We start from the raw sequence: 17065 nt of genomic DNA, 5'->3' as shown, positions 1-17065 counted from the left end.
CCCCCACCCCCCCCCCCCCCCCCCCCCCCCCCCCCCCCCCCCCCCCCCCCCCCCCCCCCCCCCCCCCCCCCCCCCCACAGCCCTACAAGGCTGCCGTTGTCGTTATAATCCCCGCCATTTCGTATACCCCACAGGTTTCATGCGCTTGGACATCATCGACACCGCTACCGCCGAATCCGCAGCCGAAGGCTACTCCCGTATCGCCCTGGGCGTGGAATACAAGGGCGCCCGCTACCGCGGCTGGCAGCGCCAGGCCAGCGGAGTACCCAGCGTCCAGCAAGCGCTGGAACAAGCATTGTCCAAGGTGGCCAACGAACCGGTTTCGGTGATCTGTGCCGGGCGAACCGATGCCGGTGTGCATGGCTGTGGCCAGGTCGTGCACTTCGATACTCGTGCCGTACGCGACGAGCGCGCCTGGACCCTGGGCACCAATTTCAACCTGCCGCACGACATCAGCGTGGTCTGGTCGCGGCCGATGCCGGCCGACTTCCATGCCCGCTTCAAGGCATGTGCCCGGCGCTACCGCTATGTCATCTACAACGACCCGATCCGCCCGGCGCACCTGGCCGAGGAAGTGACCTGGAACCACCGCCCGCTGGATGTCGAACGCATGGCCGAAGCCGCGCAGTTCCTGCTTGGCACCCACGACTTCAGCGCCTTCCGCGCCAGCCAGTGCCAGGCCAAGTCGCCGATCAAGCATATCTACCACCTGCGCGTTACCCGCCATGGCCAGATGATCGTGCTGGACGTGCGCGCCACGGCTTTCCTGCACCACATGGTGCGTAATATTGTCGGTGTGCTGACGGCCATTGGCGCCGGCGAGCGCCCGGTCACCTGGGCGCGTGAAGTGCTGGAAGGGCGCAACCGCCGTGAAGGCGGGGTCACGGCCCATCCGTACGGGCTTTACCTGGTCCAGGTGGAGTACCCCGAGGCGTATGCGCTGCCCCAGCGTTACATCGGCCCACACTTTTTGACGGGCTACGAGGCGTTGGCCGACTGACGGGCGAATAGCCATTTGCTAACATCCGGCCTTTCACCGTAACAATCAGGGTTCGCTGTCCATGAGCAATGTTCGCAGCAAGATCTGCGGGATTACCCGTATCGAAGACGCGCTGGCTGCTGCCGAGGCGGGTGCCGATGCCATCGGTTTTGTCTTCTATGCCAAGAGCCCGCGGGCCGTGGACGTGCGCCAGGCGCGGGCGATCATTGCCGAGTTGCCGCCGTTCGTGACCACGGTCGGTCTGTTCGTCAACGCCTCGCGTTGCGAGCTGAACGAGATCCTCGAAGTGGTTGCGCTGGACCTGCTACAGTTCCACGGCGACGAGACCCCGCAAGACTGCGAAGGCTATCACCGCCCCTGGATCAAGGCCCTGCGGGTGCGCCCGAGCGACGACCTGGAGGCGGCCTGCCAGCTTTATGCGGGGGCTCGCGGCATACTGCTGGACACCTACGTGGCAGGCGTACCCGGGGGAACCGGTGAAGCGTTCGACTGGTCACTGGTGCCGGCACATCTGAGCAAGCCCATCATCTTGGCGGGCGGGCTGTCGGCCGACAACGTTGGCCAGGCCATTGCCCAGGTACGGCCTTACGCGGTGGATGTCAGTGGTGGCGTCGAACAGGCCAAGGGTATCAAGGACGCGGCGAAAATCGAGGCCTTCATGCAGGCGGTGAAACAGGCGTGATGGCAGATGTGACGGCTGGCTGCGCGCCATCGTCCATAGCTTTCGCAGCCCTGCGGGGCAGCCGCCGCTGGCGGCGGAACAACACATTAGCGGTGGAGTGGCACGCTGGCAGCCCCGGTGGCCGGTCTACCATTGTTTCATAAAAGATTTTGAGCTCAAGGGCAGGGCAGGGCGGTGACACCGCCCCCCGCCTGCCGATACTGGAGAAATAAAGCATGAGCAACTGGTTAGTCGACAAACTGATCCCTTCGATCATGCGTTCCGAGGTGAAGAAGAGCTCGGTGCCTGAGGGCCTGTGGCACAAGTGCCCGGCCTGTGAGGCCGTGCTGTATCGTCCGGAGCTGGAAAAAACCCTGGATGTCTGCCCCAAGTGCAACCACCACATGCGCATCGGCGCACGTGCGCGCATCGATATCTTCCTGGATGCCGAAGGCCGTGCCGAACTGGGGGCCGACCTGGAGCCGGTCGACCGCCTGAAGTTCCGTGACGGCAAGAAGTACAAGGATCGCCTGGCCGGCGCCCAGAAGCAGACTGGCGAAAAAGACGCGCTCATCTCCATGAGCGGCACCCTGATGGGCATGCCGATCGTGGTCAGCGCTTTTGAGTTCTCGTTCATGGGCGGCTCCATGGGTGCCATTGTCGGCGAACGCTTCGTACGCGCGGCCAACTACGCCCTGGAACACCGTTGCCCAATGGTCTGCTTCTCTGCTTCGGGTGGTGCGCGCATGCAGGAAGCGCTGATCTCGCTGATGCAGATGGCCAAGACCTCGGCGGTGCTGGCGCGCCTGCGCGAAGAGGGCATCCCGTTCATCTCGGTGCTGACCGACCCGGTGTACGGCGGCGTTTCTGCCAGCCTGGCGATGCTCGGCGACGTTATCGTCGGTGAGCCTAAGGCCCTGATTGGCTTCGCCGGCCCACGCGTGATCGAGCAGACCGTACGCGAGAAGCTGCCAGAAGGCTTCCAGCGTAGCGAGTTCCTGCTGGAGCACGGTGCTATCGACCTGATCATCTCCCGTGGTGAACTACGCCCGCGTCTGGCCCGCCTGCTGGCACAGATGACCGGCCAGGAAACCCCGGAGCAAGCGCGTGAGGCGGCTGCTGTCGCGTGATGAAACAACGAACCCTGGGCGAATGGCTCGCCTACCTCGAGCAGTTGCATCCCTCGGCCATTGACATGGGCCTTGAGCGGTCGCAGAAGGTGCTTGCCCGGCTGGCGCTGGGCAAGCTGGCGCCACGTGTGGTGACGGTAACCGGCACCAATGGCAAGGGCTCGACCTGCGCATTCGTGGCCTCGCTGCTGCGTGCCCAGGGGCTCAAGGTCGGCGTCTACAGCTCGCCGCACCTGTTGCGCTACAACGAGCGGGTAGTGATCGATGGCCAAGAGGCCAGCGATGAGCGCCTGTGCGAAGCCTTTGCCGCCGTCGAGGCGGCGCGGGGCGATATTTCCCTGACCTACTTCGAAATGGGCACGCTGGCCGCGTTCTGGTTGTTCTACCAGTCGCAGCTGGATGCCGTAGTGCTGGAAGTGGGGCTTGGTGGCCGCCTGGACACCGTGAACGTGGTGGATGCCGACCTGGCGCTGGTGACCAGCATCGGCGTCGACCATGTCGATTACCTGGGCAATACCCGCGAGCAGGTAGCCTTCGAGAAAGCCGGGATCTTCCGCCCGGGCAAGCCGGCCCTGTGCGGCGACCTCGATCCGCCACAACCGTTGCTGGACAAGGCCGCCGAGCTGGCTGCGCCGCTGTTCCTGCGTGGTCGGGACTTTGATCTGGCCAGCACCGTGGCCGGCTGGAGCTGGCGCGGTACTGCGGCAGACGGCGCGCAAGTTGCGCTTTGTGACCTGCCACTGCTCGACCTGCCCATGGAAAACGCCACGCTGGCCCTGCAGGCGTACCTGCTGATGGGGCTGCCGTGGGATGCCGCGCAGGTGCGCCAGGCGCTGCTGGCTACCCGCATTACAGGCCGCCTTGATCGCCGCCTGGTGAACTGGCAGGGCAAGCGGGTGGAGCTGTTGCTGGATGTGGGGCATAACCCTCATGCAGCGGAGTACCTGGCCCGGCGCCTGACGGCCCGGCCGCCCAAGGGCCGTCGCCTGGTGGTGTTCGGGCTGCTCGCCGACAAGGACCTGGAAGGCGTGGTCGCGCCGCTGCAGGGCCTGGTCGACGACTGGGCCGTGGCGCCGCTGGATACCCCGCGCAGCCGCCCGGCTGCCGAGCTGGCCACAGCCTTGACGAACCTCGGCGCCGCGGTGAAGTCTTATGCCAGCGTCGACGCCGCCCTTGAAGGGCAATGTGCGCAGGCGACGGCGGATGATCAGGTCCTGCTGTTCGGTTCGTTTTTCTGTGTTGCCCAGGCGCTGGAGTGGCTGGAGCGGCACGCCCAGGAGGGTGGAGTAGATGGCAGTGCTGGATAAAGGGATGAAACAGCGCATGGTGGGTGCGCTGGTGCTGGTGGCGCTGGCGGTTATTTTCCTGCCGATGCTGTTCACCCGCGAGGACGAGATGCGCCAGGTGCACGTCGAGGCCCCGCAAGCACCGGCCATGCCAAGCCTGCCGGAAGTGAAGGTGGAGCCGGTCGCCGTGCCCGAGCCGCAGGCGATTGCGCAAGCGCCGGAGCAGCCAGCGGTGGTGGTCGACGAGTCCACTGCGCCGCCCGCCACGCCCAGTCAGCCCATTACGCCATCGCCGCAAACCCAGGCGCAGGTCCAGCCGGCCAAGCCACAGGCTGCTGCGCCTAAAGTGGAGTCGAAGCCAGTGGCCACCCCGGCACCTGCCGCAGCAGTGGCAAAGCCGGCTGCCCCTTCAAAAATCGACGTCAATGGCTTGCCTGTCAGTTGGTCCATCCAGTTGGCCAGCCTGTCCAATCGTGCCGGTGCCGAAAAGCTCCAGCAAACCCTGCGCAGCCAGGGCTACAACGCCTATATCCGCTCGGCGGGCGGAATGAATCGGGTGTATGTCGGGCCGCTGATCGAGCGCGCCGAGGCGGAGCGGACACGCGACGCCATCAACCGGCAGAACAGCCTCAAAGGCTTTGTGGTGCGTTTCCAGCCAGAGCGCAGCTGATAGCACGAGGGCGGCTTTGCCGGCCATCGCCGGCAAGCCAGCTCCAGAGAGTGCCTGGCAAATCACCCGGTCATGTTTTGTTCTATGAAAGGTGGCTTGCCGGCGATGAAGCCAACACCAATCCACCCGACATTCCGCTTACTCCCAGCCCGTCGCTCTGGTAAAATGCGCCGCCTCAAACGTCTGCAGGCAGCACCGTGGCATTTACCTTGGTTGATTGGGCGATCATCGCGATCATCGCCGTCTCCACACTGATCAGTCTCAAGCGCGGCTTCGTCAAGGAAGCCTTGTCGTTGCTCATCTGGATCGTTGCGGGTGCGGTTGCGTGGATGTTCGGCGGTTCGCTCTCGGTGTATCTTGAGAGCTATATCCAGACGCCATCCATGCGCGTCATCGCCGGCTGCGCCATTCTTTTCGTCGCCACCTTGCTGGTGGGGGCCATGGTCAACTTCCTTGTCGGCGAGCTGATCCGTGTGACCGGGCTGTCCGGCACCGATCGTTTCCTGGGCATGGCCTTTGGCGCTGCGCGCGGGGCCTTGCTGGTAGTGGTGGCCATAGGCCTGATCAGCCTGGGGCCTGTTCAACAAGACACCTGGTGGCAGGAATCACGCCTGATACCACAATTTCTCTTGGTCGCCGACTGGTCGAAAAACCTGATCCTGGGTTTTACCGGCCAATGGACGCCCAGTGGGTTGATCAGCGCTCCGGCTGATCTTCCGTTCAAGGAACAGTTGCTCGGGCCGTCCCGGCCCTGAGCGCTATTCACTCAAGTTTCGTCAAAGTAGGGGTTGCGTCGCATGTGTGGCATCGTCGGTATCGTCGGTAAGTCGAACGTCAATCAGGCGCTGTATGACGCGCTTACGGTCCTCCAGCACCGCGGCCAGGACGCTGCCGGTATCGTGACCAGCCATGACGGCCGGTTGTTCCTGCGCAAGGATAATGGCCTGGTGCGCGACGTCTTCCAGCAGCGCCATATGCAGCGCCTGGTGGGCAGCATGGGCATTGGCCACGTGCGTTATCCGACGGCAGGCAGCTCGACCTCGGCCGAGGCCCAGCCGTTCTACGTCAACTCGCCGTATGGCATCACCCTGGCCCACAACGGCAACCTGACCAACGTCGAGCAGTTGGCCAAAGAGATTTACGAGTCCGACCTGCGCCACGTCAACACCAACTCCGACTCGGAAGTGCTGCTGAACGTGTTCGCCCATGAGCTGGCGGTGCGTGGCAAGCTGCAACCGACCGAAGAGGACGTGTTCGCCGCTGTTTCCCACGTGCACAGCCGCTGCGTCGGCGGTTACGCCGTGGTGGCGATGGTCACTGGCTACGGCATCGTCGGTTTCCGCGATCCCCACGGTATCCGCCCGGTAGTGTTCGGCCAGCGTCACACCGACGAAGGCGTGGAATACATGATCGCCTCGGAAAGCGTGGCTCTGGACGTGCTCGGCTTTACCCTGATCCGCGACCTGGCGCCGGGCGAAGCGGTGTATATCACCGAAGAAGGCCAGCTGTTCACCAAGCAGTGCGCCGAATCGCCAAAACTGCAGCCGTGCATTTTCGAGCACGTCTACCTGGCCCGCCCAGACTCGATCATCGACGGTATTTCGGTGTACAAGGCCCGTCTGCGCATGGGGGAGAAGCTTGCCGACAAGATCATGCGCGAGCGCCCAGAGCATGATATCGACGTGGTCATCCCGATCCCGGACACCAGCCGCACTGCTGCGCTGGAACTGGCCAACCGGCTGGGCGTCAAGTTCCGCGAAGGCTTCGTCAAGAACCGCTACATCGGCCGTACCTTCATCATGCCCGGCCAGGCCGCGCGCAAGAAATCGGTACGCCAGAAGCTCAACGCCATCGAACTGGAATTCCGCGGCAAGAACGTGATGCTGGTGGACGACTCGATCGTGCGCGGCACCACCTGCAAGCAGATCATCCAGATGGCCCGTGAAGCCGGTGCCAAGAATGTCTACTTCTGTTCCGCAGCCCCTGCGGTGCGCTACCCCAACGTCTACGGCATCGACATGCCGAGTGTTCACGAACTGATCGCCCACAACCGTACCACCGAACAAGTGGCCGAGTTGATTGGTGCCGATTGGCTGATCTATCAGGACTTGCCAGACCTGATTGACTCGGTCGGTGGCGGCAAGATCAAGATCGATCACTTCGATTGCGCGGTGTTCAACGGTGAGTACGTCACCGGCGATATCGACGATGCCTACCTCGAGCGTATCGAGCAGGCCCGTAATGACCTGGCCAAGGTCAAGAACCAGGCCGTCAGCGCGATCATCGACCTCTACAACAACTGATTCAGGGAGCGACGGCATGACGGATCAATGGGATGCCGGGCGACTGGACAGCGACCTCGAGGGTGTCGGTTTCGACACCCTGGCGGTGCGCGCCGGTCAACACCGTACACCTGAGGGCGAGCACAGCGAAGCGCTGTTCCTGACCTCCAGCTACGTGTTCCGCACGGCCGCCGATGCGGCCGCGCGCTTTGCCGGTGAAACACCGGGCAACGTCTATTCGCGTTACACAAACCCGTCGGTGCGCGCCTTTGAGGGGCGCCTGGCGGCCATGGAAGGCGCCGAGCAGGCCGTGGGCACTTCCACCGGCATGGCGGCGATCCTGGCCGTGGTAATGTCGCTGTGCAGTGCCGGTGACCACGTGCTGGTATCGCAGAGCGTATTCGGCTCGACCATCAGCCTGTTCGAGAAGTACTTCAAGCGCTTTGGTGTGCAGGTGGACTACGTGCCGCTGGTCGACCTCGGTGGCTGGGAAAAGGCCATCAAGGCCAATACCAAGCTACTGATCGTCGAGTCGCCGTCCAACCCGCTGGCCGAGCTGGTCGATATCACCGCGCTCAGTGAAATCGCCCATGCCCGCGGTGCCATGCTGGTGGTGGACAACTGCTTCAGCACCCCTGCGTTGCAGCAGCCGCTGAAGCTGGGTGCCGACATCGTGTTCCACTCGGCCACCAAGTTCATCGACGGCCAGGGCCGCTGCATGGGTGGCGTGGTTGCCGGCCGTGCCGAACAGATGAAAGAAGTGGTGGGCTTCCTGCGCACCGCAGGCCCAACGCTCAGCCCGTTCAATGCCTGGATCTTCACCAAGGGCCTGGAAACCTTGCGCCTGCGCATGCGTGCGCACTGCGAAAGCGCCCAGGCCCTGGCCGAATGGCTGGAGCAGCAGGATGGCGTGGAGAAGGTGCACTACGCCGGCCTGCCCAGTCATCCGCAGCACGAGCTGGCCAAGCGCCAGATGAGTGGCTTTGGTGCGGTGGTCAGCTTCGAGGTCAAGGGCGGCAAAGAGGGCGCCTGGCGCTTTATCGACGCGACCCGGGTGATTTCCATCACCACCAACCTGGGTGACAGCAAGACCACCATCGCTCACCCGGCCACCACCTCCCACGGCCGCTTGTCGGCGCAGGAGCGTGAAGCCGCCGGTATCCGCGACAGCCTGATCCGCGTTGCCGTGGGCCTGGAAGATGTGGCCGACCTGCAGGCCGACCTTGCACGCGGGCTGGCCGCACTGTGATCGAAATCCGCGGCAGTACCCCGGGCCACAATGGCCGGGTAGCCTTGGTCACCGGTGCCGCGCGCGGCATCGGCTTGGGCATTGCCGCTTGGCTGGTCTGTGAAGGCTGGCAGGTGGTGCTGAGCGACCTCGACCGGCAGCGTGGCAGCAAAGTGGCCAAGGCCTTGGGCGACAACGCCTGGTTCATTACCATGGACGTTGTCGACGAGGCCCAGGTCAGTGCCGGGGTGTCTGAAGTGCTCGGGCAGTTTGGTCGGCTGGACGCGCTGGTGTGCAATGCGGCCATCGCCAATCCGCACAACCAGACGCTGGAAAGCCTGAGCCTGGCGCAATGGAACCGGGTGCTGGCGGTCAACCTCAATGGCCCGATGCTGCTGGCCAAGCATTGTGCGCCGTACCTGCGTGCGCACAACGGGGCGATCGTCAACCTTACCTCCACCCGGGCGCGGCAGTCCGAGCCCGATACGGAGGCCTACGCGGCGAGCAAGGGCGGCCTGGTGGCCTTGACCCATGCCCTGGCCATGAGCCTGGGCCCGGAGATTCGTGTCAATGCGGTAAGCCCGGGCTGGATCGATGCCCGTGACCCGTCGCAGCGCCGCGCCGAGCCGTTGACCGACGCCGATCATGCCCAGCACCCGACGGGCAGGGTGGGCACCGTGGAAGATGTGGCGGCCATGGTTGCCTGGCTGTTGTCGCGCCAGGCGGCGTTTGTCACTGGCCAGGAGTTTGTGGTCGACGGCGGCATGACCCGCAAGATGATCTACACCTGAACATTCTGCTTATCATTTACGGGCCTCTTCGCGGGTGAACCCGCTCCCACAGGTACAGCGCAGTGCTAAAGACCTGTGCCGTACCTGTGGGAGCGGGTTTACCCGCGAAGGGGCCCGTACAGGCAAGCGCACTATTTTGCCCTTTTTGAAAAAAATTCAATGGGGCTATTGACTTAGCTTCGCCATCTGCGTAAATTTCGCGGCCTCAGCGAAGCAAACGCAACAAGCAACATCGCGAGGGTGATTAGCTCAGCCGGGAGAGCATCTGCCTTACAAGCAGAGGGTCGGCGGTTCGATCCCGTCATCACCCACCACTTCCTGAGAAGTTCCTGGTGCAAGGTTTCGCAAGAAGCCCATGGCCAGAGAGGAACGCACTGCGCAGCGGTAGTTCAGTCGGTTAGAATACCGGCCTGTCACGCCGGGGGTCGCGGGTTCGAGTCCCGTCCGCTGCGCCATTTTTCAGTAACAGATGGGTGCTTTGCACCGGTCTGAAGCCACAAGGCAAATTGTCTTTGGCTGATCCCAGTTTCAATCAGGTGCAAGCCTGAACGATACGCAGCGGTAGTTCAGTCGGTTAGAATACCGGCCTGTCACGCCGGGGGTCGCGGGTTCGAGTCCCGTCCGCTGCGCCATCTTCGCTTCAAGGTCCCTAGAACACCTTGAAGCAAACACAAGATAAGCGATCATGTTATCGCTTTTTTTGTGCCTGCCCTGAGGCCTTGGCGCCGGAAGGGTAGACCCAGGTTTCAATCGGGTGAAAGCCTGAATGATACGCAGCGGTAGTTCAGTCGGTTAGAATACCGGCCTGTCACGCCGGGGGTCGCGGGTTCGAGTCCCGTCCGCTGCGCCATCTTTGCCTCAAGGCCCCTTTGAACGCCTTGAAGCACAAAAAGAGCGACCTTAGGGTCGCTTTTTTTGTTTCTGCGGCTGAAAGCCTGTCTTTACCCATTTTTACACCAACCTGACAGACTCTTCACCGACCAGTGGTTCCTGTGCCTGCCTGCTGTGTTGCACAATAGGCACCTTCTCGACTTACCCGGAATTCGCAATGACCAGATCTTCCGTCTTTGGTGCGCTCGGGCTGGCCCTGGTGCTGGCGGGGGTGGCCGGTTGTTCCTCGAAAAAGACTGCCGTGTACGAGCACGAGAACTTCGATGACTCGGGTACCTTCTCGCGCAGCTTTCCGGTGAGCGATGCCGGCACTTGCGAGGCCGCCCGGCGTGCCTTGCTCAGCCAGGGCTACATCATTACCAACAGCGGTGCCAACCAGGTGGTGGGCAACAAGAGCTTCCAGCAGAATAGCGAGAATCACCTGCAGATCAGCTTCAACGTGACCTGTGCGCCGGATGTGAGCGACGAACAGCGCTCGACCATGTTCGCCAACGCCCTGCAGGACCGTTACGCGCTGAAAAAATCCAACACCTCTGCCAGCCTGGGCGTGGGGGTACTGGGTTCGGTATCGATGCCGATCGGCTCCAGCGACGACTCGATGGTCAAGGTGGCCAGCGAAACGGTGACGGCAGCGCAGTTCTATGACCGTTATTTCGCCTTGGTAGAGAGCTACCTGCCCAAGCCCAAGCCTAAGAAGGTTGAAGAAGCCAAGGTCGAGGCGCCCAAGGTTCCGAAGCCAGCGGTAGAACTGGGGTTACCTGAGCAGGCAGCGGCGAACCCGGTGGCGCCTGCGCCGGCTCCGGAAGCGGCACCGGAGGCGCAAGTTGCACCTGCGCCGGCCGTTGCCCCGGCCAGTGAAGCGGCAGCGGCACCGGTGGTGGATGACAGCCAGGGCTCGCAGCCGGTGGCGCCGCCGGCCGAAGCTGCGCCTATTCAGGTGGAGCAGCAATCCCAGCCTGCCGAGGCCGCGTCACCCTCCCTTTGACTGTTTGCCTGTTACAGACACCCCGCGATAACTTCCTGAACCCCTGCTACGTTTACCACTCATAAGCTTGTCATCATCCCTTCATCCCACCTGCTTAGGCTGAAGGCGATACCTACGAAGACAATATGAGTAAAGAGGACGCAGGGCGATGGATGAATACCAGGAAGAACTACTCGAAACCCAGGCTTACGAACTGGACACCCCGGAACCGGCTGAAGACGCTACCGAGCTTTAGCCCGCCCGCCGCTGGTTGCGGCGGAACTCCCCCGGCGTTAGGCCCGTCCAGCGCTTGAATGCGCGCTGGAAGGCCTCGGCCGAAGCAAACCCCAACAGATAGGCAATCTCGCCGAAGGCCAGCTCCGTGTCACGGATATAGGTCTCGGCCAGGTCGCGCCGCGTTTCGTTGAGCAGGTCGCGAAAGCGCGTGCCTTCTTCGGCGAGTTTGCGGCGCAACGTCCAGGTCGGTAGCTGTAAGTGCAGCGCCACTTCTTCCAGGTCCGGTTCACGGCCGCCATTGAGCAGCGGGCCCAGCAAGTGGGTAATGCGTTCACCCAGGCTGCGCACCCGTGTGCGTTGCAGCAGCTCTGCCTCACACAGTTGCAGCAGGTGCTGCCAGGTGCTCGGGCAATGCCTTGGGTTGGCCAGTTGCAGGGTTGCGCGGCTTAGCCGCAGCTGGTTGCCCTCGGCCGCGAATTGTACAGGTGTGCTGCACAGCGCCTGATAACACTTGGCGTAGGCAGGGGCGGCAAACTCGATGTCCAGGCGCTCGGCCTGCACCTGTGTGCCGGCCAGGTCGGCAAGTTGCGCCAGCCAGCCGGCAAGCAGTGAGTCGACCACGAAGCGGTTGTAGGCGTTGTAAGGGCTGATGGAGTAGAATCGCAACCAGGCGCCTTGGGCGTCTTCCTCAAAGCTGGAGTGGCCACGGTAGTTGGCCGCATACAGTGGCTCGAAGCGCAGCAGGGTGCGCGCCGCGTCGCCCAGTGTCGGTGCCTGGGCGGCGGTGACCCCGGCCAGGCCGGCATGCGCAAGGCGGCTCAGGCGGCCCATGTGCAGGCCCAGTGCGGCCTCGCCGCTCAGCTCGATGGCTGCGTGGCCCAGGTGCATGTAACGGGGGATCGACAAGCGCGCGCCGGCCTCGGCAAGGCGGGGCGCACCCAGCCCATAACGGCGCAGCAGGGGCTCGGGGTCGTGCCCCAGTTCGCGCAGGGCCTCTGTCAGCGGCTGGACAAAGCCTACCGAAAGGTCGCCCAGGCGTACGCGGGGGCGGGTCATGAGCCTACAGCCACAGATTCAGCAGGCGGGCGCCAGGGCTGGGGGGACCCGTCAGCAACTCACCCGACTGTCGGGCAAAGCCCTGGCCGTCGCTGGCCTGCTCCCAGAACTGCCCGCGCATGAACACGCTCATGCTGCTGACGCTGGCCCCGGCTGCCTCGGTCAGGCGTTGCCAGGCAGTCTGTTCGCTGACCTCGCCCCGTTGCAGGGCCAGCCCTGCGCTGGCGTCCTGGTGGCGATTGCCGCGCCATGACGCTTCCCAGCTACCCTTGCCGCTGAGGAACACCGGGTTGGCGATCAGCTGTACCGCTTGTTGTGCCAGTTGCTCATGGTTTTGCGGATACCAGCTGTCACTGCCCACCAGGACACCCAAGCGGCCGGCCGGGGTTTGCACCACTTGCAGCGGTTGCTGGCGGCCATCATGGACGTAGCGGCGGATTTCACTGTCGGGAAACTGTTGGCGCTGTGGCTGGCCCAGCAGCGAGCCATCTGCGGCAAACACCAGGCTGCTGTTGAACAGCGGGCCACTGCCGGCATGCAGCACGCCTTGTTTGACATAGGGTGCGGGCAGCACGATGGAGCCGGCCACCAGGGTGACGCCGAATTCCCTGGCCAACCCGCCGAACAACTGCTGATAGTCTGCGGCCATTTGCTCGGCCTTCATGCGCAAATGCGCGTCAGCGCGCCAGTCGTCGCCGTCTGCGCCGAGTATTGCCAGGCCGTAGCGCAGCGGGTTGCTCAGCTCCAGCCACTGCAAGGCCTCGCGGCTGTGCGTGACTTGATAAAGCTCATTCTTTTCCCCACGCGCCCACAGCCAGGTGCCGATGTGCTCCGGCAGCACCACCACCGTGCGCGGGCTCACCAGCCCTTGCGCGCGGGCTTGCTCCAGATAAGCCGCGAGCTTGCGGTGCAGGCGTTGCAGGTTCTGGTAGTCGCCCGGGTACAGCAGCGGCTCGACGCCCAGCAGATTACCGTGCTCGCCCGGCACGCCATGGTTGAGGGCCAGCTCGATGCGCAGGTCGGACAGGTAGTGGCCTTCTGGGCGCTGCTGGGTCCAGAAGCCGTAGCCGCACAGGGAGGCGATCATCACCAGCGCCAGCGCGCTTGCCAGGAGTTTTCGCATGGAACAGGACGAGGCCTTGAGAACCGAGGGTTCCCTAGGGTAGTCCGGCTGTACGTCAGGATCAATAACTTGTCATTTTCGATCATTGAGCCCATTCAAACGGCTGTTTAATCTCGCTGACAGACAAACGACGGGCCCCGCCGACCAGTGAGGTGCCCGCATACCGTGATCACGCCACCAGGGGACTTTTCCATGGCTGCCGACCGCTACCCGCACCTGCTCGCCCCGCTGGACCTGGGCTTTACTACCTTGCGCAACCGCACCCTGATGGGCTCTATGCACACCGGCCTCGAAGAGCGCCCTGGTGGTTTCGAGCGCATGGCTGCGTACTTTGCCGAGCGCGCCCGTGGGGGCGTCGGCCTGATGGTCACCGGGGGCATTGCGCCCAACGATGAAGGCGGGGTGTATTCCGGCGCGGCCAAGCTCAGTACCGAAGAAGAGGCCGACAAGCACCGCATCGTCACCGAAGCCGTGCACGCGGCGGGTGGCAAGGTGTGCCTGCAGATCCTGCATGCCGGGCGTTACGCTTACAGCCCTCGGCAGGTGGCACCTAGCGCGATCCAGGCGCCGATCAATCCGTTCACGCCCAAGGCGCTGGACGAGGAGGGCATCGAGAAACAGATTGCCGACTTCGTCAATTGCGCGGCACTGGCCCAGCGCGCGGGTTACGACGGCGTCGAGATCATGGGGTCGGAAGGCTACTTCATCAACCAGTTCCTCGCCGCCCACACCAATCACCGCACCGATCGCTGGGGCGGCAGCTATGAAAACCGCATGCGCCTGGCGGTGGAAATCGTCAGCCGGGTACGCGGCGCGGTAGGGCCGAATTTCATCATCATCTTCCGCCTGTCGATGCTCGACCTTGTTGAGGGTGGCAGCACCTGGGACGAGATCGAGCTGTTGGCCAAAGCCATCGAGCAGGCCGGCGCGACCTTGATCAACACCGGCATCGGCTGGCACGAAGCGCGTATCCCCACTATCGCCACCAAGGTGCCGCGTGCGGCATTCAGCAAGGTCACGGCCAAGCTGCGTGGCGTGGTGAATATTCCGCTGATCACCACCAACCGTATCAATACGCCGGAAGTGGCCGAAGCTGTATTGGCCGAAGGTGATGCGGATATGGTTTCAATGGCCAGGCCGTTCCTGGCCGACCCGGAATTCGTCAACAAGGCAGCGGCTGGCCGTGCCGATGAGATCAACACCTGCATCGGCTGTAATCAGGCCTGCCTGGACCACACCTTCGGCGGCAAGCTGACCAGTTGCCTGGTCAACCCGCGTGCCTGCCACGAAACCGAGCTCAACTACCTGCCCGTGCGGGCAGTGAAGCGCATTGCCGTGGTCGGCGCCGGCCCGGCTGGCCTGGCTGCGGCCACCGTGGCGGCCGAGCGGGGCCACGCGGTGACCCTGTTTGACGGCGCAAGCGAAATCGGGGGGCAGTTCAACGTGGCCAAGCGGGTGCCGGGCAAGGAAGAATTCTTTGAAACCCTGCGCTACTTTCGCAACAAGGTGAAGAGCACGGGCGTGGACCTGCGCCTGAATACCCGTGTCGACGTGCAGGCGCTCGTGAGCGGCGGCTACGACGAAATCATCCTGGCCACTGGCATCGCACCGCGTACCCCGGCCATTCCCGGTGTTGAGCATGCCAAGGTGCTCAGCTACCTGGACGTGCTGCTTGAACGCAAGCCGGTAGGCAAGGCGGTCGCGGTCATTGGTGCGGGTGGTATCGGCTTCGATGTCTCCGAATACCTCGTGCACCAAGGCGTGGCCACCAGCCAGGACCGTGAGGCGTTCTGGCAGGAGTGGGGCATCGATACCCGTCTTGAGGCGCGTGGCGGTGTGGCCGGCATCAAGGCCGAGCCGCATGCGCCGGCGCGGCAGGTGTACCTGTTGCAGCGCAAGAAGTCCAAGGTGGGTGATGGCCTGGGCAAGACGACGGGCTGGATTCACCGCACCGGGTTGAAGAACAAGCGGGTACAGATGCTTAACAGTGTCGAGTACCTGGGTATCGACGATGCCGGTTTGCACATTCGTGTGGCCGACGGCGAGCCGCAGGTGCTGCCGGTGGATAACGTGGTGATCTGCGCTGGCCAGGATCCGCTACGCGAATTGCAGGACGGCCTGGTGGCGGCGGGGCAGTCGGTGCACCTGATTGGCGGGGCTGATGTGGCGGCCGAGCTGGATGCCAAACGGGCGATCAACCAAGGTTCGAGGTTGGCGGCGGAACTCTGAGATTGCTGGGGCTGCAAAGCAGCCCCAGGATTTCGCTGGTAAACTCGCACGATGCTTTTCGACCTCCCTCAAGCGCCCCTGCAACCCCTGGACCTGCCTTGGCTGGCAACTGCCAATGTCGAGGCCGCCATCCTGCGGCTGGACCTGATCGACCCACTGGTCAGCGGCAACAAGTGGTTCAAGCTTCGCCATCACCTGCAGCAAGCCAGCGTCAGCAAAGCCCCGGGCCTGATCAGCCTTGGCGGCAATCACTCCAACCACTTGCACGCCCTGGCCGCCGCCGGCAAGCGCTTCGGCTTCGCCACCGCCGGCCTGCTGCGGGGCCACGTTCAGGAAACACCTACGGTGCGTGACCTTCAGGCGTTGGGCATGGAGCTGCACTGGCTCGGCTACGGCGGCTACCGCGCGCGCAACGAAACCGGGTTCTGGGGGGCCTGGCAGTCACGCTACCCAGGCTGGCATTGCATCCCCGAAGGCGGCGGCGGCCCGGCTGGTGCACAGGGCTGTGCGCTGATCATGCAGCAGGCGCGTTCGCAGCTCACGGCATTGGGCTGGTCGGGCTACGATGCCTGGTGGCTGGCTGCTGGAACCGGTACTACCCTGGCCGGCCTGGTGCTGGCCGAGGCGGGTGCGCATGTCGTACATGGCGCATTGGCCGTGCCCAGGGATCATGGCGTGCCGGAGACGGTGGCAGCATTGGCCGGTACACACGGCTACCAGCTACACGATGCGTGCCGTGGCGGTTTTGGCAAATTCGACGATGAGCTGCTGGCCTTCACTGCCGGGTGCGAGCAGCACAGTGGTGTACCGCTCGAGGCCCTGTACACCGGCAAGGCCCTGCTGGCCCTGCGTGATCAGGTCGAGGCCGGGCTGTTTGCGCCCGGCACTCGCCTGATCGTTGTGCATACCGGTGGCCTGCAGGGCCGGCGCGGTTACTTGAAGGGCAGCATGCGCAGCAGCGTGTTGTCGCGCTGCACGTAGTGGTGATACAGCCCGGCCAGGGCGTGCAGGCCGATCAACCAGTAGCCCCAACTGCCCACGCGTTCATGCCAGCCTTTGATGAACTTGGCCTGGTCCGGGTCCGGGCCAATCAGGTGTGGCAGCTCCAGGCCGAAGAACGGCACAGGTTTGTCGGCGGCGCTGAGGATCAGCCAGCCGGCCAGTGGCATGCCGATCATCAGCAGGTACAGCGCCAGGTGCATCAGGTGCGCAAGCCCGGTCTGCCAGGCCGGCGGCTTGGGCACGATGGGCGGGGTAGGGCGGCTCAGGCGCATGGCCAGGCGCAGCCAGACCAGCACGAACACGCTGAGCCCGAGCATGAAGTGCAGGTCTTTCATCAGATTGCGTTCGGCGCTGTCCTTGGGGAACAGGCCACGCAGTTCGATGAGCGCATAAACAGCGGCCAGCAGCACCAGCATCAGCCAATGCAGGGCGATGGACACGCGTGCGTAATGGGTCGCGGGGTTGGATGAAACCATGATCGGTCCTCGTCATCAGGTCAAAATGGCGCTCTTGCT

General features: G+C 63.8%; 15 protein-coding genes and 4 tRNA genes. 16 read left to right on the top strand and 3 right to left on the bottom strand.

Annotated features, from left to right (window positions below):
* The first annotated feature begins 139 nt into the window (after nt 1-139).
* The 14 genes from truA (at nt 140) to ACK1VC_RS08470 (ending at nt 10924) form a co-directional block, all read left to right on the top strand.
* Nucleotides 140-1000, top strand: a complete 861-nt coding sequence (gene truA, locus ACK1VC_RS08535; RefSeq protein ID WP_016485520.1) for a tRNA pseudouridine(38-40) synthase TruA — start codon at nt 140-142, stop codon at nt 998-1000.
* Between the two features lie 61 nt (nt 1001-1061).
* On the top strand, nt 1062-1682 hold the full coding sequence (locus tag ACK1VC_RS08530; RefSeq protein WP_102690268.1) for a phosphoribosylanthranilate isomerase: 621 nt from the start codon (nt 1062-1064) through the stop codon (nt 1680-1682).
* Between the two features lie 215 nt (nt 1683-1897).
* On the top strand, nt 1898-2791 hold the full coding sequence (gene accD / locus ACK1VC_RS08525; protein WP_016485522.1) for an acetyl-CoA carboxylase, carboxyltransferase subunit beta: 894 nt from the start codon (nt 1898-1900) through the stop codon (nt 2789-2791).
* On the top strand, nt 2791-4098 hold the full coding sequence (gene folC, locus ACK1VC_RS08520; protein WP_060519100.1) for a bifunctional tetrahydrofolate synthase/dihydrofolate synthase: 1308 nt from the start codon (nt 2791-2793) through the stop codon (nt 4096-4098). Before accD ends, folC begins: the two co-directional genes overlap by 1 nt.
* A complete protein-coding gene (locus ACK1VC_RS08515; protein ID WP_060519099.1) occupies nt 4082-4747 on the top strand; it encodes an SPOR domain-containing protein in 666 nt (221 codons plus the stop codon). Before folC ends, ACK1VC_RS08515 begins: the two co-directional genes overlap by 17 nt.
* A gap of 197 nt (nt 4748-4944) precedes the next feature.
* Nucleotides 4945-5502: a CvpA family protein gene (locus ACK1VC_RS08510; RefSeq protein WP_016485525.1), complete on the top strand. Its 558-nt coding sequence runs from the start codon at nt 4945-4947 to the stop codon at nt 5500-5502.
* A 42-nt stretch (nt 5503-5544) separates the two neighbouring features.
* Nucleotides 5545-7050, top strand: a complete 1506-nt coding sequence (purF, locus tag ACK1VC_RS08505) for an amidophosphoribosyltransferase (RefSeq protein WP_016485526.1) — start codon at nt 5545-5547, stop codon at nt 7048-7050.
* A 16-nt stretch (nt 7051-7066) separates the two neighbouring features.
* On the top strand, nt 7067-8278 hold the full coding sequence (locus ACK1VC_RS08500; protein WP_016485527.1) for an O-succinylhomoserine sulfhydrylase: 1212 nt from the start codon (nt 7067-7069) through the stop codon (nt 8276-8278).
* On the top strand, nt 8275-9048 hold the full coding sequence (locus ACK1VC_RS08495) for an SDR family oxidoreductase (RefSeq protein WP_191087413.1): 774 nt from the start codon (nt 8275-8277) through the stop codon (nt 9046-9048). The genes ACK1VC_RS08500 and ACK1VC_RS08495 overlap by 4 nt, the downstream gene beginning before the upstream one ends.
* 238 nt (nt 9049-9286) lie before the next feature.
* Nucleotides 9287-9362: transfer RNA gene (locus tag ACK1VC_RS08490), tRNA-Val, on the top strand.
* Between the two features lie 64 nt (nt 9363-9426).
* Nucleotides 9427-9503: transfer RNA gene (locus ACK1VC_RS08485), tRNA-Asp, on the top strand.
* A gap of 100 nt (nt 9504-9603) precedes the next feature.
* A tRNA-Asp gene (locus tag ACK1VC_RS08480) sits at nt 9604-9680 on the top strand.
* A gap of 141 nt (nt 9681-9821) precedes the next feature.
* Nucleotides 9822-9898 (top strand) — tRNA-Asp (locus ACK1VC_RS08475).
* Between the two features lie 198 nt (nt 9899-10096).
* Complete coding sequence (locus ACK1VC_RS08470) at nt 10097-10924, top strand: DUF2242 domain-containing protein (protein ID WP_096425773.1); 828 nt, start codon at nt 10097-10099, stop codon at nt 10922-10924.
* Nucleotides 10925-11155: 231 nt separating this feature from the next.
* Here ACK1VC_RS08470 and ACK1VC_RS08465 read toward each other — a convergent pair whose 3' ends face one another.
* Nucleotides 11156-12196, bottom strand: coding sequence for an AraC family transcriptional regulator (locus tag ACK1VC_RS08465; protein WP_096425774.1), 1041 nt, complete (start codon nt 12194-12196; stop codon nt 11156-11158).
* 4 nt (nt 12197-12200) lie between these two features.
* Nucleotides 12201-13319, bottom strand: coding sequence for a nitrilase-related carbon-nitrogen hydrolase (locus tag ACK1VC_RS08460; RefSeq protein WP_016485532.1), 1119 nt, complete (start codon nt 13317-13319; stop codon nt 12201-12203).
* Between the two features lie 192 nt (nt 13320-13511).
* Here ACK1VC_RS08460 and ACK1VC_RS08455 point away from each other — a divergent pair, with 192 nt between their 5' ends.
* Nucleotides 13512-15548, top strand: coding sequence for an NADPH-dependent 2,4-dienoyl-CoA reductase (locus tag ACK1VC_RS08455; RefSeq protein WP_095117040.1), 2037 nt, complete (start codon nt 13512-13514; stop codon nt 15546-15548).
* Nucleotides 15549-15599: 51 nt separating this feature from the next.
* Entirely contained in the window at nt 15600-16529 is a 930-nt protein-coding gene (locus ACK1VC_RS08450) for a 1-aminocyclopropane-1-carboxylate deaminase/D-cysteine desulfhydrase (protein ID WP_191087414.1), read from the top strand.
* Here ACK1VC_RS08450 and ACK1VC_RS08445 read toward each other — a convergent pair.
* On the bottom strand, nt 16481-17026 hold the full coding sequence (locus ACK1VC_RS08445) for a cytochrome b (RefSeq protein ID WP_016485535.1): 546 nt from the start codon (nt 17024-17026) through the stop codon (nt 16481-16483). The two genes, ACK1VC_RS08450 and ACK1VC_RS08445, sit on opposite strands and share 49 nt — an antisense overlap.
* Between the last annotated feature and the right edge of the window lie 39 nt (nt 17027-17065).

The organism is Pseudomonas sp. XP2 (assembly GCF_053557975.1).
Note: the sequence above shows the minus strand (reverse complement) of the source record. Positions and strands in the feature narration are given on the sequence as shown.